The organism is Anaerosolibacter carboniphilus, from assembly GCF_014205875.1.
Lineage (GTDB): Bacteria > Bacillota > Clostridia > Peptostreptococcales > Thermotaleaceae > Anaerosolibacter > Anaerosolibacter carboniphilus.
Genome location: NZ_JACHEN010000025.1, coordinates 1 through 15,155 on the forward strand (window position 1 = coordinate 1; position 15,155 = coordinate 15,155).

General features: G+C 39.0%; 19 protein-coding genes. 4 read left to right on the forward strand and 15 right to left on the reverse strand.

Going from position 1 to position 15,155, the window contains the following annotated elements; genetic code table 11:
• Positions 1-74: 74 nt before the first annotated feature.
• From HNQ80_RS17825 to HNQ80_RS17850, 6 genes are all read right to left on the reverse strand, one after another.
• The gene (locus HNQ80_RS17825; RefSeq protein WP_184312034.1) at positions 75-782 is read right to left on the reverse strand and encodes a hypothetical protein; all 708 of its coding nucleotides are present in this window, start codon (positions 780-782) and stop codon (positions 75-77) included.
• A 24-nt stretch (positions 783-806) separates the two neighbouring features.
• Positions 807-1,451: an ERF family protein gene (locus tag HNQ80_RS17830; protein WP_207727075.1), complete on the reverse strand. Its 645-nt coding sequence runs from the start codon at positions 1,449-1,451 to the stop codon at positions 807-809.
• A complete protein-coding gene (locus HNQ80_RS17835) occupies positions 1,452-2,009 on the reverse strand; it encodes an HD domain-containing protein (protein ID WP_184312035.1) in 558 nt (185 codons plus the stop codon).
• Between the two features lie 2 nt (positions 2,010-2,011).
• Positions 2,012-2,446: a hypothetical protein gene (locus HNQ80_RS17840; protein ID WP_184312036.1), complete on the reverse strand. Its 435-nt coding sequence runs from the start codon at positions 2,444-2,446 to the stop codon at positions 2,012-2,014.
• A 72-nt stretch (positions 2,447-2,518) separates the two neighbouring features.
• On the reverse strand, positions 2,519-2,797 hold the full coding sequence (locus HNQ80_RS17845) for a hypothetical protein (RefSeq protein ID WP_184312037.1): 279 nt from the start codon (positions 2,795-2,797) through the stop codon (positions 2,519-2,521).
• Positions 2,798-2,898: 101 nt separating this feature from the next.
• Positions 2,899-3,132: a helix-turn-helix domain-containing protein gene (locus HNQ80_RS17850; RefSeq protein WP_184312038.1), complete on the reverse strand. Its 234-nt coding sequence runs from the start codon at positions 3,130-3,132 to the stop codon at positions 2,899-2,901.
• 85 nt (positions 3,133-3,217) lie between these two features.
• On the opposite strand from HNQ80_RS17850, the gene HNQ80_RS17855 reads away from it, so the two are divergent.
• Positions 3,218-3,409 (forward strand): hypothetical protein, encoded by a 192-nt coding sequence (locus HNQ80_RS17855; protein ID WP_184312039.1) that lies wholly within the window; start codon positions 3,218-3,220, stop codon positions 3,407-3,409.
• Here the strand turns inward: HNQ80_RS17855 and HNQ80_RS17860 are convergent.
• A complete protein-coding gene (locus HNQ80_RS17860) occupies positions 3,406-3,576 on the reverse strand; it encodes a hypothetical protein (protein WP_184312040.1) in 171 nt (56 codons plus the stop codon). The genes HNQ80_RS17855 and HNQ80_RS17860 overlap by 4 nt on opposite strands.
• 16 nt (positions 3,577-3,592) lie before the next feature.
• Positions 3,593-3,784, reverse strand: coding sequence for a helix-turn-helix transcriptional regulator (locus HNQ80_RS17865; protein ID WP_184312041.1), 192 nt, complete (start codon positions 3,782-3,784; stop codon positions 3,593-3,595).
• A gap of 250 nt (positions 3,785-4,034) precedes the next feature.
• Between HNQ80_RS17865 and HNQ80_RS17870 the strand changes: the two genes are divergently transcribed.
• The 3 genes from HNQ80_RS17870 to HNQ80_RS17880 all read left to right on the forward strand — a co-directional run bounded on the left by HNQ80_RS17870 (position 4,035) and on the right by HNQ80_RS17880 (position 6,123).
• Complete coding sequence (locus tag HNQ80_RS17870; protein ID WP_184312042.1) at positions 4,035-4,376, forward strand: helix-turn-helix domain-containing protein; 342 nt, start codon at positions 4,035-4,037, stop codon at positions 4,374-4,376.
• A 16-nt stretch (positions 4,377-4,392) separates the two neighbouring features.
• Positions 4,393-4,851: an ImmA/IrrE family metallo-endopeptidase gene (locus HNQ80_RS17875; RefSeq protein WP_184312043.1), complete on the forward strand. Its 459-nt coding sequence runs from the start codon at positions 4,393-4,395 to the stop codon at positions 4,849-4,851.
• A gap of 63 nt (positions 4,852-4,914) precedes the next feature.
• Positions 4,915-6,123, forward strand: a complete 1,209-nt coding sequence (locus tag HNQ80_RS17880; RefSeq protein ID WP_184312044.1) for a site-specific integrase — start codon at positions 4,915-4,917, stop codon at positions 6,121-6,123.
• 86 nt (positions 6,124-6,209) lie between these two features.
• Here HNQ80_RS17880 and groL read toward each other — a convergent pair whose 3' ends face one another.
• From groL to HNQ80_RS17910, 7 genes are all read right to left on the reverse strand, one after another.
• Positions 6,210-7,841: a chaperonin GroEL gene (gene groL / locus HNQ80_RS17885; RefSeq protein ID WP_184312045.1), complete on the reverse strand. Its 1,632-nt coding sequence runs from the start codon at positions 7,839-7,841 to the stop codon at positions 6,210-6,212.
• Between the two features lie 44 nt (positions 7,842-7,885).
• Entirely contained in the window at positions 7,886-8,170 is a 285-nt protein-coding gene (groES, locus tag HNQ80_RS17890; protein WP_184312046.1) for a co-chaperone GroES, read from the reverse strand.
• Between the two features lie 224 nt (positions 8,171-8,394).
• The gene (locus HNQ80_RS17895; RefSeq protein ID WP_184312047.1) at positions 8,395-9,072 is read right to left on the reverse strand and encodes a phosphatase PAP2 family protein; all 678 of its coding nucleotides are present in this window, start codon (positions 9,070-9,072) and stop codon (positions 8,395-8,397) included.
• A complete protein-coding gene (locus tag HNQ80_RS25690; RefSeq protein WP_207727076.1) occupies positions 9,029-9,370 on the reverse strand; it encodes a hypothetical protein in 342 nt (113 codons plus the stop codon). The genes HNQ80_RS17895 and HNQ80_RS25690 overlap by 44 nt, the downstream gene beginning before the upstream one ends.
• A 16-nt stretch (positions 9,371-9,386) precedes the next feature.
• On the reverse strand, positions 9,387-10,073 hold the full coding sequence (locus HNQ80_RS17900; protein ID WP_184312048.1) for a TIGR00266 family protein: 687 nt from the start codon (positions 10,071-10,073) through the stop codon (positions 9,387-9,389).
• 114 nt (positions 10,074-10,187) lie between these two features.
• A complete protein-coding gene (locus HNQ80_RS17905) occupies positions 10,188-11,789 on the reverse strand; it encodes a BCCT family transporter (RefSeq protein ID WP_207727077.1) in 1,602 nt (533 codons plus the stop codon).
• 286 nt (positions 11,790-12,075) lie between these two features.
• The gene (locus HNQ80_RS17910) at positions 12,076-15,135 is read right to left on the reverse strand and encodes an AAA family ATPase (RefSeq protein WP_184312049.1); all 3,060 of its coding nucleotides are present in this window, start codon (positions 15,133-15,135) and stop codon (positions 12,076-12,078) included.
• Positions 15,136-15,155: the final 20 nt, after the last annotated feature.

Consider the following 15,155-nt stretch of genomic DNA (forward strand, 5'->3'; position numbering starts at 1 on the left):
TCTCATCACCCGCCTCTTAAAAGAAATGGAACTGAAGCTTATGCCCCAGCTCCATAAGGGTCAAAATCAAGCTGCTATCTACTTACAAACTTGTCCTTCTTATCGTTATATACCAGGTCTATAGGGCTGTGGCAGTTCTTGCATGGCACAACACTGACCTCATTGCTGACTTTAAAGGTAGCACTGGCATTACATTTGGGACATTTGTAGGCGCCATCGGTAATCCCATCCAGCTTTGTTTCAGTTTTGCATCGATGGCATGTCGCCGTATCCCCTTCATGCCCGAATTTATATTGGACTGCGCCGCAATCTTCACACTGAAAGAAGATGAGCCTTGGCTTATCAGCATCATTGGTGCTTATATGTACGGGTTCTTCTTTAACTTCCCGTGGCACCGGTAGTTCAACCCCACGCGGCCAATGGCCATAGGATACAGGCTCTTTTATTTCCCCCGGAATATTCACTTCGGGTGAAATGTCGATCTCAGGTACTGGCGGTGTTAGCTTGCAGCTGCAGCCTTGAAGGTTATGTAAGGGATTCCTCTTTGAAAGCTCTGTAAGCTCTGCTGTACCTTCTTCATCCACATAGCCAAATAAAACCATCTTTGGGTAAACCATTAACCCTTTGCCGTCCATAGGCGTCATGACAAATATGGGTTTGTTCTCTTCCTTTGCCACCGCATTATCGACCCTGTCTAGCAGATCCAAAGCCATAAAAGTGGGCATATTCATTCTCATTTCCATCTTCTTGCCAAAGTTTAATAGCAAATTTAAGGTTGCCATCCTGTTTCCCCCTTTATCTTATTTTTATTTGATTTTCCCGTGTTTTTTCTGGCAGTCTTTGCATAGAGGCTTTCCATAGTAATTCATGGAGTAGGATTGTACAGCCTGGGGAATCTCTATGCTACAATCACTGCATTGACCGGGATTATTTCCCTGGCCCTGACTGCTGTTATTGCCATTCTCACTGGCTGGAGCAGTATTTTTCTTTCCTGCCGGTGCCTTACCGCCTTTCTTTCCATCCGCCTTATTCAGCTTCTCATCCCATTCGTCGGAGCTGATTTTGTCAGGATCTTCTCCTGTCGGTATGGCGAAGGTCCGAAGGAGCATATATTTATAGCTATAGGTCATGGCCTTGCCTACACCCTTATCCTGGGTATCCACTCCCGTACCGCTGCTGACGATGATCTCACTTTCCCCTGTGTCAATGTCCACGATCTTGTATTTGGTGTTGACAGTGGTAAGCACATCATCCTTGAAGTGCTGCTGATCTATTGGAATGATCACTAACCCATGCTTGATCAGGCTGTCTCTTACAGTAGAAGTAACCTTCTCCTCAGATATGGCTTTATATTTGGTTTTCCCAAACTCGATTTGATCATCTTTCTGGAGATATTCAACATCCTTCATGACGGAGTGGATCTTCTGCCAGAGATTTTTCTTATCTTCCAACTACTCCACCGCCCTTTCAATCACCCTGGAGGCCCACATATCTGAGAAGTGAAGGAGCATCAGGAGGGGGGTCTCATTGCCTTTGATCACATAGCCGTCACTGGTATATAGCCCATTGTGATAAAGAATGGCATAGGTCTCTTCCTCTGTTAGATTGATGTATTTGCTAAGGATATGTACGCTGACAATTTGATGTGGTATGGGCAGCCTATCCTTATTTGTCTCATAAGGCTTTGACTTGCTCAACTCCCCGCTCTTTAAAAAATTAGGGATATAGTTTGGCTTTCCAAAATAACTGGCTTTTCCCAGATCATGAAATAAACCGCTTATGATAATGCTCTCCTGAGGAAGCTCAGGGGCGATATGTGGTGCCAGCTTCAACATGACTTCCGTTACATTAAGGCTATGCTCCAAGTTCCCTTCTTCCTTTGCACCATGGAATTGGCTGCTGGAAGGGCAAGTGAAGTACTGATTCTCTTCCAGATGAGAAAGGAGTTCCTCCTTCCCCTTTCTGTCTAGCTGATTAAACAATTGTAGAAATCTATCTCTTAAACTCATCCTTATTCCTCCCCGAATAGTTTCTTAAGTTTTTCATACTCTCTCTTTTGGCTTTCCAGCTTCTTACTTTCTAAGTCAATATCATCAATATCAGCTATATACTGCCCTTCCATCAGGCTAAAATCATGTACCCAAGTCTCGATCTCTCCAGAAGTCTTAATCTTAATATCAACACTTCTATATCCCTGCTGCTGCCATTCACGAAGCTTATATATATCTGGTAACTTGTCCAATACCTTAGGATTAGGACTCTCAAGATACCTTTCCCAGTCCCTAGCTGTATCCTCAATAGCCCTTGCAAATCTTTCAAACTGCTTGTCTCCCTCTTGATCATTGGAAAGATCCGTTTCACATTCTCCAGTCAAATGAATGATCAACTTGATTTTATCTACTAAACTCAAATGACTTGTGGTTTCTAACAAAGTTTTTAATCCCATATTTATCCTCCTAACACTGTATTAAATTCAGAAAATCTGATATAATACAGACAGCTTGTATTTTTTATCTGACTACTGAGCAGTTGCAGCTGCTTGGTGGTCATTTTCCTTTTTGGCTACTTCTTCAATCGCCCGATCTAGTGGGCAGCTCAGACAATCATGTTCTCTCCAGTGCATACCTTGGCACTGTTTACACTTTTCAAATCTCTTCATCCTGCTTAAAACAGTATCCATCTTCATTTCAGCAGCCTTTAGTTGATATGTCGCAATGTCGATATGATCTGGATCTGCGTAACTGAAGTTTTGCTGTGCCTGTGAAAACTGTTCTAAAGCTTCCTGAAAATCATCCAATATAAACCCTCCTATCCTTCAATTTCATTTTTTAAGACATAAATTAATCCGATGGGAAAGACTATACAACAGACTATAAAGAACATTCCCAACTAATTCATTTATCTCACCTCCTTCCCAGTATATTTAAGCCTCTTTTGTTCTTTCTGCCTGTTGATCCAACTAACAAAGTCATTTTTATCTACTCTCTTCGATGCTCCTATTTCAAAGTTTGGAATACCGCCTAACTCAGGAATTATCTGGAACAACTCATATACTCTTCTACGGGAGATATTTAAGTAAGAAGATATATGCTGTGCAGTCAATATGTCTGGCATTTGGTCCAATTCCTTCATGATTTTTCACCCCATTTTGTCGATATTTGTATAAAGGTTTCACTCTCCCTTTGTAGAATTATGGAAATAGAAGGGAGGTGTCTATATGTCGGAAAACGTGACTTTAAATACATTTCCATCTACTAAGGTACAGGCCCTAACTATGCTATATTTGGAAAAGCAAGACTTGACAAATCTTTCTCCACAAGATTTAGTAGAAAAGTATCTTGAAATTGAGAAAGAAATCAAAACAGCTTTTGTTAATGACCGTAAAGAAAAAAAGAATTTTTCTTACTAACTGTTTAATGCTATATACAAATTAACCATAGCATTAGATAGTTCTACTAATGTTTTAGGATCAGCTATTTTGGACTCCTCAGCCAACAGCTCAATCTGTTTGCATAGGAGTTCAGCTGGTTCATATTTTCTTTCCTCATTCATGCCTTTTTTAATTTTATCTTCCAATCTTCTTACCTCACTTTCAGTTAATCTTAAACACCTTCTCCACTTTCTCACCAAGAGCCTGAGATATCTTCTGCATCACATCTAGACTAGGATTATTTCGCTTCCCTTTAGCCAGTAGATGAATATATGTTGGAGTCAAACCAGATTCTTTTGCTATATCTCCATAACTAAGTGCTTTCTTTTTTCTAATAGAGTCTATATTATTCAAATGAACACCTCCTTCAATCTTTACTGTAAGTTAATTTTATTATAAACTACCAGTAAAGTAAAACTTCAAATTTACCTATAGTTTATTTTTATTAAGCAAAATATTAACTATCAGTAATTTAACCTCTTGCTACTACGTTTTTCTAAATATTTCTAACTTTTTCATTGATTTTTATTAACTGTTAGTTTATAATTAACCCATAAAACAGTTTCAAAGTTAACTGTTAGAATCAGAGAAAAGAGGTTTTGATATGCTAGGAGACAATATTAAATATTTTAGAGAAATTAAGGGTTTTAATAAAAAAGAACTTGCTGAACTCATAGGGGTTACACCTGCATATCTAAGCTTGATAGAAAACAACGAGAGGAAAAACCCGGCTATAGACACAATCCAGAAAATAGCAGATATATTAAATGTTTCTGTGGATGATTTACTCAAAGATAGATTAAATGAGGAGATAACTAAGAATAGTGATGAAAAAACTCATATAGATACCATAGCTGCTCACCTGGAAGGGAAAAATATTACGCCTAAAAAACTCAAACTAATTGAACAATATATAGAAGCTCTATTTGAGGATGATGATGAATAATAAGGGGGGACAACTAATGAGATATGAGCAATTATTAATTTCATCAGAACCCAACATCAAAATAAAAGAAAAGAATCTAGAGTATGGATTCAAAGGGATTTATAGGAATGGGAAAATATTCATAGATAAGAAGATACCTACCGCATCAGAGAAGACCTGCATTCTTGCAGAAGAACTGGGACATCACTATACAACAGTTGGTAATATAATAGATCAATCAAAGATAGAAAATAGAAAACAGGAATTAAAGGCTAGGAGATGGGCTGTTAAACGCTTGATACGTGTCGAGGATTTTATAAATGCATTCGATGCAGGAATTAAAAATCGCGCTGAACTTGCAGATTTTCTGGAGGTTACAGAAGAATTTATAGAATTAGCAATAAAGCATTTCCAAGGAATTTATGGAGTATCACATACAATTGGGAATTATACGATATTTTTTAGCCCATTATGGGTTTATAAAAATATAGAGTAGTACATAGTTATATTTTTTTACCTACGGCATCGAACATACGTTCAAGGGAAGGAGGTGAAAACATTGAAAGGATATTTCCGAAAAAGAAATTGTACCTGTAAAAAGAAAAAATGCACCTGCGGAGCTAAATGGTCCTTCACCATTGACATAGGTATCGATCCTACAACTGGGAAAAGAAGACAAAAAACCATGAGCGGCTTCACTACCAAGGAAGAAGCCGAACGAAAAGCTACTGAGATATATTATGAGCTCATTCAAGGGACGTATATTGAAGAAAAAGATATTACTTTTGAAGAGTTTGCTCATGAATGGATAAAAATGTATGAAAAAAGTGGCGTAAAGGTTAGTACAATCAGGGTAAGGCAACATGAAATGGGACATTTGATAGCACACTATAAATACGTCAAACTGAAAGACATTACTAGGCGCATGTATCAAAATTGTCTTAACTCTTTATCTGAGCATCTAGCCTATAGTACTGTTTCAGGGATTCATACATGTGCTAAGATGATATTTTCAAAGGCCATGGAATTGGACATGCTAAAAATTAACCCCACGGACTTTGCAAAGGTACCAAAAGAGCAGGTGACAGTAGAGCAGCTGGAAACGGAAGAAGAAATACCAAAATACCTAGAAAAGGATGAATTGATTTTATTTCTAAAGACAGCCAAGGAGAAAGGCATGGAGACTGATTATTTGACCTTTAAGCTACTAGCCTATACTGGTATCAGGGCTGGGGAATTGTGCGCTCTAAAGTGGAAAGATGTCAATATGAAAGAGCATACCATAAGCATAACAAAGACCTGGTACAATCCTAAAAATCAGACGACAAACTATCAATTATTACCTCCAAAGACCAAAAATTCTAAGAGAATAATTGAAGTTGACGAAGGGCTGATTGAAGACCTTAAAAAACACAAAGCAAAACAAGCAAAAGTAAAAATACGCCATGCTGATACGTGGCATGATGGAGATTTTGTTCTTGGTAAAATATCAGGAAAATACTTGGGCTATCCAGAACTGATTAAAGTAATTGAAGCCCGCATGGCCAGGTTGCTAAAACTATCAAAGTTGAATGAAGCGTTGACCCCCCATTCACTACGTCATACCCACACTTCTTTACTTGCCGAAGCTGGGGTAGGTCTTCAGGAGATCATGGACCGCTTAGGCCATAGAGATGATGACACCACTAGAAATGTATATCTTCATGTAACAAAAACAAAAAAGAAAGAAGCTGCCCAGAAGTTCAGTGAACTAATGAACAGCCTCTAACTATTTATCTTTTATGTGGTCAAAAAGTGGTCACTACCCACTATTCACACCTTAAACCCTTGAAATTTCAAGTTCTACAGGGTTAATTACATCATTCCTGGCATTCCGCCTGGCATACCACCTGGCATTCCGCCTGCATTTTCTTCTTTGATATCTACTACTGCGGCTTCTGTTGTTAATAACATAGCTGATACAGAAGCTGCATTTTGTAGAGCTGAACGTGTTACCTTTGTTGGGTCTACGATACCCGCTTCAATCATGTTTACATATTTTTCATTTAATGCATCAAAGCCTACACCCGTTGCACTATTTCTTACCTTCTCAACGATTACAGATCCTTCTAAACCTGCATTTGCAGCGATTTGTCTTACTGGTTCTTCTAATGCTCTTCTGATGATCATCGCACCAGTCTTCTCGTCACCAGTTAATTCACCAACCAATGTCTCTACTGCAGGAATCGCATTGATTAGGGCTGTACCACCACCCACAACGATTCCTTCTTCAACAGCAGCTCTTGTGGCATTTAATGCATCTTCGATTCTAAGCTTTCTTTCTTTTAATTCAGTTTCTGTAGCAGCACCAACTTCGATTACTGCAACCCCACCAGAAAGCTTTGCAAGTCTTTCTTGTAATTTCTCTCTATCAAAATCAGAAGTTGTTTCTTCGATTTGGCTTTTGATTTGTCTGATACGATCTTGGATGTCTTTTTCATTTCCAGCACCATCAATGATCGTTGTGTTTTCTTTGTCAACTTTCACTCTATTGGCACGGCCTAACATATCAATGGTAGCTGTTTTTAATTCTAATCCTAGCTCTTCAGAGATTACTGTACCGCCTGTTAAAATAGCGATATCTTGAAGCATTGCTTTTCTTCTATCTCCAAAACCAGGAGCTTTTACTGCAACGCACTCAAATGTACCTCTTAATTTATTGAGCACTAATGTTGTTAGCGCTTCGCCTTCGATATCTTCAGCAATGATTAAAAGCTTTCTTCCCTGCTGAACAATTTGCTCTAACACTGGAAGTAATTCCTGGATGTTTGCAATCTTCTTATCTGTAATTAAGATAAATGGATTTTCTAATACCGCTTCCATTTTCTCTGTGTCCGTTACCATGTATGCAGATACATAGCCTCTGTCAAACTGCATACCTTCTACTACATCTAAAGATGTTCCCATAGACTTTGACTCTTCTACAGTGATAACACCATCTTTTCCTACCTTTTCCATCGCATCAGCGATTAAGCTTCCAATGGCATCATCAGCAGCTGAAATAGATGCTACCTGCGCGATCGCTTCCTTAGTTTCAACAATCTTAGAAATCTTCTTGATTTCATCTACAGCCACATCCACTGCTTTTTGAATACCCTTCTTTAAAATCATTGGGTTTGCACCAGCAGCAACATTCTTTAATCCTTCTCTGATAATTGCTTGTGCCAATAATGTAGCTGTTGTTGTACCGTCTCCAGCCACATCATTTGTCTTTGTAGCTACCTCTTTTACCAACTGTGCACCCATATTTTCATAGGCATCTTCTAATTCGATTTCTCTCGCAATGGTTACACCATCATTTGTGATCATTGGAGAACCAAATTTCTTATCAAGGATTACATTTCTTCCCTTAGGTCCTAAAGTAACCTTTACTGTATCCGCTAATTTATTTACGCCTGTTTCTAACTTACGGCGTGCTTCTTCACTGAACTTAATTTCTTTTGCCATGTCAATAACCTCCCTATTATGTATGTAGTATTTTTTCGTTGAAACTACTCTACGATGGCTAAAACATCATTTTGTCTTAGGATTGTGTACTCAATACCATCATACTTGATTTCTGTTCCTGCATACTTGGAGAAAATCACTCTGTCTCCAACCTTTACTTCCATTTTGATTTCTTTACCGTCTACCACACCGCCTGGGCCTACAGCCACAACTTCAGCCATTTGTGGTTGCTCTTTTGCCTGGCTTGGAAGTACGATACCACTTTTCGTCTTTTCCTCAGCTTCAAGCTTTTTGATAACAACTCTGTCTCCTAATGGTTTGATGTTCATTAGAAACCCTCCTTAGAATGATTTGTATATTATTTTATTATTTGAGCTTGTTTTATTAGCACTCACTTCGATTGAGTGCTAATCACATTTATAATGTATACCATCTAAAACATATATGCAAATCTCCATTTCTTCCATATTTTAATGGCACTTGATATTTTAGGCAAATATATTGAATTTTATTCTGTATACGCCTTATAGCTTTTTTTTTCTATTTTTTTCTTTTAATCTCTATTTTGATAAGCACGGTGAGCAACTTCTGTACCGATAATGCAGCATATGAGCCAGATGCTTCCATCGATAAAGCCTGCTACGACATCACTAAACCAATGGACACCTAGATAGATTCGGCTAAGACCGATGGCAGCGATCAAAAGACCCGCCAATGTCCATATTTCCCATCTCCACTTACTTTTCTTTGCCTTTCGAGTAATTAGATGGGCTGCCATACCATAAAAGCATAGGGATACCATGGCATGACCACTGGGAAAACTAAACCCTGTTTCAATGACTTCATAGAGATTAGGTCTTTCCCTTTGGATAATTGCTTTTAACAATTCATTCAAGCCATATCCTCCCAGCAAAGTTGTGACGAGGGCAAAGATCTCGATATAATTTCTTCTCTTAAATAAAAACCAAAACAGGAAGAGGCAAAACATCACATAAAATTTTCCCGTACCTAGATACGTAACCACCAAAGCAATTTTTGTCAGGATTGGGGCGTAGAATTCATGGATTCCCTCCATGATCAACTGATCGATATGCTCCATTCTTTTTTCAACCAACGTGATATTCATCCACTGTATAAAGAGATATAGCAGTACAAGGGCTGCCGCCATGCCTATGAAAGCATATTTTTTAAATTCTCCCATCGCCCTTAATAAGTTTATTTTCTTCTTCAAAAGTTATTCCCCTTTTTTCCTTTTCCATTAATCTCTGTCCATACGTAATGTGCAGGAACTGCATAACAGATGTATCTGTTATATCATCGTAGGGACGATCAGTGATCGTCTGATATCTGTCATGGACGGGCGAACACTGTTCGCCCCTACGAAGAATACATTCGTACCTATTGTTTTGATAATATTTTATAAGGATGAATAGATTTATTCTCTTCTCTATAGACAATTCACTTTCTATTCTACCATAATTTAGCTGCCATATACTAACTATGGAACGAAGAAAGACCAGTTTTCTCACTGATCTTTTTCAAACATCAATCTTTTCCCGAAGGTGGCATAAAAGGAATGATATTCTTGGCAAGGTTTTGTATAGGCATGGTTTGCAGCCATACTTTCCCAGGCCCCTTAAGTTTTGCTAAGAATAGACCTTCACCGCCAAATAAAATATTCTTAAAGCCCTTCAACATCTCAATATCGAAGCTGACCGTTGGTTCAAACATTGCCACATGGCCAGTATCCACCTTCATTACTTCTCCATTCCCTAATGTGTATTCTACAACTTCGCCATCGAATTCCATGAAGGCTAAACCGGGTCCTGAGATCTTTTGGAGAATAAAGCCTTCTCCACCGAACAAGCCAGACCCTAGCTTTTTCCTAAAAAATATCTCTAAATTAACAGAGCGTTCCCCACACAGAAAAGATTTCTTCTGGCAGATAACACTTTGTCCGTTCCCTAAAGCCATCGGTAAAATCTTTCCAGGAAAGGATGAAGGAAAAGCAATGGTGCCATTAGGTGACGTACAAGTATAGGTTGTCATAAAGAGAGATTCTCCTGCTAACTTTCTGGCAATCCCCCCGAACAAACCACCCTCCATATTTGTCTCCATGTTGAAATCATCTGTCATCCATCCCATGCCGCCCGACTCCGTAAATACACTTTCTCCCCTTTGGAGCTCCATCAATACCACAGGTAAACTTCCACCTCTGATTTCGTATTTCATAATTTCCACCTCCATGATTAACTTATTCTATATGGAAAATTTTATACCTTCTGGATTATCCTTTTCTTGTGGATATGAAGAAGGCACACCTAGGTGTGCCTTCTTCATATTTCATTATTCACTGGCACCCTCTGCCAGCTCATCGATCTCTACTTTTGCTGTTTCTGGACAATTCACTACATCAAATTTCTCTTGCTTCATAATCATATACATACTGGTACAGGCCATCAATACCATGAAGAATAGGATGGGGAAACCAGCAACGGTTGAAATCTGTTTTGTCGCGTCGATTCCACTAATTTTCCCCCCTGTACTCAACAGGTTAATAATTGCCAAGGAGGACATTACAACACCCCAGAAAATCTTTACCTTACCAGGAGCCTCTTCTTCAGCATTGTTGTGTGCAGAAGTTGAAAGAGATGAAATGGTGGAAGTCATGGAATCCGCCAAGGTTACAATCGATACGAAGATCGCTACAATGTAAATCCAGCTGGTGAGTCCTGACGCAGGGAAGCTCTTTAAGAAAGTAAATACGGCCACTTCATTGCCACTGGCCTGCATGGCTTCAAAAATTTGAGCACCATTCATTTGCAGATGGATGGCCGATCCACCAAAAACAGAGAAACAGATCAATCCAAAGGTTGCAGGAAGAATTAAATTTACCATCATGAATTCCTTAATGGTACGCCCCTTAGATATTCTGGCAAAGAACATTCCTGAAAGTGGCGCATAAGCCAACCAGATGGCCCAATAGTAGATCGGCCACCATCTTGGCCATGGAGAACCGTCAATTGGGCTTAGAAAATGGGTTCTTTCAAAAAAGTTTTGTATAAAATGACCTGTGGATTGGGTTCCAAAATTTAAGATAAATCGTGTAGGCCCAAAGATAAATACAAATGTCATCATGACTAAAAACAACTTGGCGTTGTTATCCGATAACCAACGAATTCCCTTTTGTAATCCTGTATAGCTTGAAATAATATAAGTGGCCACGATCAAAGCGACGATCAATGTCCATAACATCTTTCCTGTTTGTATCCCTGTCAAGATGTTCAGACCGCTACCAATTTGCATGGTTCCTACTCCTAGAATCGCTGCAACACCACCGGCAATAGCAAAAAGACATACATTGTCTACAATGGCACCTACTGTACCTTGAATCTTTTTACCAAAAATAGGATATAGTGTGGAGCTAACCTGGAATGGCAGCTTTGCATTATATACAGCATAAGCAATACCTACCCCAGCAATGGCATACATGGCATATGGAATATAGGTCCAGTGAATCAACGTCTGGGTCATAGAAAACATGGCGGCCCCTTCACTGCCTGGCGTAAGCCCTAGTACTTCTGGCGGTGCATACATGTGGGTCAAAGGTTCAACGACACCCCAAAATAAAATACCTGTACCAATTCCTGCACAGAGGGAGATGGCAAACCAGTTCCAATAGCTCAACTCTGGCTTCGCATCCTTCCCACCTAATTTGATGTTTCCGTACTTAGAAAACATTAGATACAGACACATAAATAAAAAGATGTTTCCTGAGATTTGAAATAGCCATCCAAAATTTACAAAAGCAAATTCGGCAATGCTATTTTCTGCATTGAAAAAGGCCTCAGGTGCCACGATGCCCGTTAAAATTGCCAATAAAAATATGATGGACATGGGCATAAAGATGGACATTCTAAGCTTGGCGTTTCCAATCCTCTCTTTCAATTTTTTAACCCCCCTACTTTGGTTTTTGAACCTTGACTCTTTAAAAAACCAAGAACAGCATATAAAGGTTATTAGATGATAGCAATCATGAGTTTGAATTTTCTAAAAATTCATGGTTCTGGCTATATATTACCAAAAAAACGTCAATAAAAAGTCTAATCTCGCCTATTGATGAAATGATTTCCTTCAAAATCACAATACCCCCAAAATCTCTGTATGTGTGAAATATTTTATATATTACAATAAGGGTACCGAGTAAACATTTCGGTACCCTTATTGTATTTATTTATATGGCTTCCTTCCTTAGTCCGTCCAATATATCTAGTTCATAACAGCCACCAATACTTCGAAGAAGCGTCATTCCCTCATGGGCATACACTTCCACCGACTTTGATAGGTAATTTTGAAAAATTTTCATCGCATCTTGATCCAAATCCATTTGCTTGCGAATTTCCGCCTTAACCCGCAGAATCAATCCCTGCTCGTAAGGGCTCTTTAGCTTCTCTGCATCCATCTCTGCTTTTCTTAATATATCAAGGGCCTCTTGATATTTGCCCTCTTTCATGAACAAAAGTGCCAAATATCCCCTAGCCGTGGATCTTCCCCAAAGAGAATCCAACTCTTCAAAAATAGCTAGGGCATTTTTCAAATAGAATTTAGCCTTCTCATCATCTCCCATATCCAAGGCAGCTTGGCCCGCATTGGTATGAAAGATCGCACAACCCCTCAAAATTTTTCTTTCCTCACAGATATGAATTGCTTTTTCATAATATCCAATCGCATCTCGAAAAGCTCTGCCATACCGCTTGCCTTCTCCTAGGTAATTATAAATAGCAGCTATATTCAGAATATACCTTTTTTCATTGCCCAGCCTTTCAAATATAGCAAGGGCATCCTTCAACAATGCCTCTCCTTCTGAAAATTTCCCCTCCATGACCTTCAAGAGTCCCTTCAATCTTAGCAAAATACCTATTTCCTCAGCCAATCTATATTGTTGAGCAATCTGAAGAGCCTTTTCAATGTTCTCTGCCATGACAGATGTTTTATAGGTATTGATGCAATAGTAAATGATTTGCCGATAGCCTTCCAGGGCATAGCTGATACTTCCAAGGGCCTTGGCTTTCTCAATCATTTGTTCAATAATCATAAGCCCCTGATCATAATCTCCCCGACGAATCAGATTCCGCCCCATCATATGGAGATAAATGATTTCATACTCTATCAATTCTTGAACATCTCCCTCATCCAATTTAGCTTCTGCAATAAGATGAGAAATCTTTTCTAGATCTCTAGCTGCTTGTTCTTCACTTAGATGCATGTAGCTCTTTTCTACTTCATCCTCACTTTGTAATACTGGAAATATTTCGTGATGCATATGAAGGTATTCATATATATTCTTAATCACATATTTTACCGTAGCTCGCTTGTTCCCAGCCCGTTCGAAGTGATAGATCAGCTTTGAATACAGCAATAAATCCCGTTTATTGTTCTTAAGCTGCAGCTCTAAAACCATGGCAATCCGATGATGAAGTACCCTGCGTTTGGAATGGGACAATTGCTCATAGATGAATTCCCGAAGCTTTTGATGGCTAAAGACAAATTCTATCCGCTCTCCGTCCTTGATCTCCTTAAGCAAGTACTTGTCTTGAAGCTCATCGATGAGATCCAACAACTCCAACTCTTGTTTATCGCAAATATCCTTTAAAAGTTCAAAGGATACCTTATCAAAAAACATAGATGCAATCGCCAGCACTTTTTTTCCTTCCTGGGAAACATTTAGAAATCTGCTTTTCAATATATCCTGCATTTTGGGAGAAAAACTCTTTGTGTCCCCATTTTCCCGCAGAATATTTAGGTATTCAATGAGGAAAAAGGTATTTCCTTCTGTTTCTTGGTAAAGATGCTCTCCTACATCATAGGAGAAGGTACCATCCTGCATATATTGGCACGCAAATTCATAGCTTTCTTCCCTGGAAAATGCCTGTATTTCCAGCTTGCCCAACATATTTCTCATAGACAACTCAATAAAAAACCGCTCCAGTTTATCATCATGTCCCTTACGACTTGTTCCAATGACCATCATCGCCTTGCCTTGACTCATAATCATGATATTTTTGAGCAGGGAAAGACTCATATCATCTATCCAATGAAGATCCTCAAAAACCAACATGACCTCTCTCCGATCAGAAACCATCTTGAAGATTTCTATAATCGCCTTTTCCGCCACCTGATATTTTAAATAGTCTATTTCTTCCATGACATTGACTTCTTCGATCTCTGCGTGACCTACAAAGCCTGGGAATACGCAAGCAACTGATTTTCTCAGAAAAATGGGAATCTCTATATGCTCTCTCTCAAGCCATTTGGAAAGCTGTATGAAAATTTCATACCAGGGCTTCAACAAATAGTTTTCTTCCGCTTGATAGCACTGGGTGCTCAAAACACATAGCTTCTGCCTATCTATACATTGTAGGAAACGCTCCAAAAGCTTGCTCTTTCCAATACCTGCATCTCCTGAAAGCAGAATACACTTTCCCTTTTTCTCCTTTATAAAGCGATAATAATAATCCTGCAGCCAATTTAATTCATTCCGCCGACCATAAAAGAAGTCCTCTTCTTGGTATTTTTCAGACTCCTGTTTTTGAGCCCGTTCCCCCATAATATCTTCATATAATTCAATGGTTTTTAAATCCGGTGCCACTGCCAATTCCCTGTTTAACAAACTCGAAAGGCGTTCGTAGTTCTCTATGCTTTTCTCATATTTCCCCATTTTCCGATATACATGCATGAGAATCCGGTAAGCTCTCTCATCAAATTCATCCTCTTTGATCAGAGCTTTACAATAGGCTTCTACAGAGGTCAGTTTTTTTTCCTTTAGGCACCGTTGAATTTCTCGATAGAGCTTTCCAATATAGGTATCCTTCAACTGCTCCCGCAATCCAAACATCCAATCCTCAAAGTTCTCTGCATCTTTGACCAATATGCCTTCTAGAAAGGCTCCTGTGTAAGCTTTAATCCCCTGCTCGTCTGATTCTCTCATAAATACATCTATATCTGTCTCAAATTGAATATCAGGATTTAACATCACCAAAGCCCGTTGTGGTGAAATCAATACATCCTCCTCAAAAACCTTTTTAATGATATAAACCGCATTGCGTAAATTCTTTTTTGCCACATCCTCATCCACATCTGCCCAAAAGAGATGTACCAGATTTTCCCTCGTAGCCTGTTTTCTTACCAAAAGATAGTAAAATAGAGCCTCTGCTTTTCGATAGGGAAACATAACCTGCTCTTGATTTTTCAAAACCATAGGCGTACCAAACAATTTCCCTTGAATGTTAACCATAAACATCCCACCCCCTTGGC

Excerpts from the sequence above, each read along its gene's own strand:
- HNQ80_RS17835 (WP_184312035.1), bottom strand. The coding sequence starts at position 2,009 with ATGAGTTTAAGAGATAGATTTCTACAATTGTTTAATCAGCTAGACAGA.
- groL (WP_184312045.1), bottom strand. The coding sequence starts at position 7,841 with ATGGCAAAAGAAATTAAGTTCAGTGAAGAAGCACGCCGTAAGTTAGAA.
- HNQ80_RS17910 (WP_184312049.1), bottom strand. The coding sequence starts at position 15,135 with ATGGTTAACATTCAAGGGAAATTGTTTGGTACGCCTATGGTTTTGAAA.
- HNQ80_RS17825 (WP_184312034.1), bottom strand. The coding sequence starts at position 782 with ATGGCAACCTTAAATTTGCTATTAAACTTTGGCAAGAAGATGGAAATG.
- HNQ80_RS17855 (WP_184312039.1), top strand. The coding sequence starts at position 3,218 with ATGTCGGAAAACGTGACTTTAAATACATTTCCATCTACTAAGGTACAG.
- HNQ80_RS17840 (WP_184312036.1), bottom strand. The coding sequence starts at position 2,446 with ATGGGATTAAAAACTTTGTTAGAAACCACAAGTCATTTGAGTTTAGTA.
- HNQ80_RS17900 (WP_184312048.1), bottom strand. The coding sequence starts at position 10,073 with ATGAAATACGAAATCAGAGGTGGAAGTTTACCTGTGGTATTGATGGAG.
- HNQ80_RS17875 (WP_184312043.1), top strand. The coding sequence starts at position 4,393 with ATGAGATATGAGCAATTATTAATTTCATCAGAACCCAACATCAAAATA.
- HNQ80_RS17870 (WP_184312042.1), top strand. The coding sequence starts at position 4,035 with ATGCTAGGAGACAATATTAAATATTTTAGAGAAATTAAGGGTTTTAAT.
- HNQ80_RS17850 (WP_184312038.1), bottom strand. The coding sequence starts at position 3,132 with ATGAAGGAATTGGACCAAATGCCAGACATATTGACTGCACAGCATATA.
- groES (WP_184312046.1), bottom strand. The coding sequence starts at position 8,170 with ATGAACATCAAACCATTAGGAGACAGAGTTGTTATCAAAAAGCTTGAA.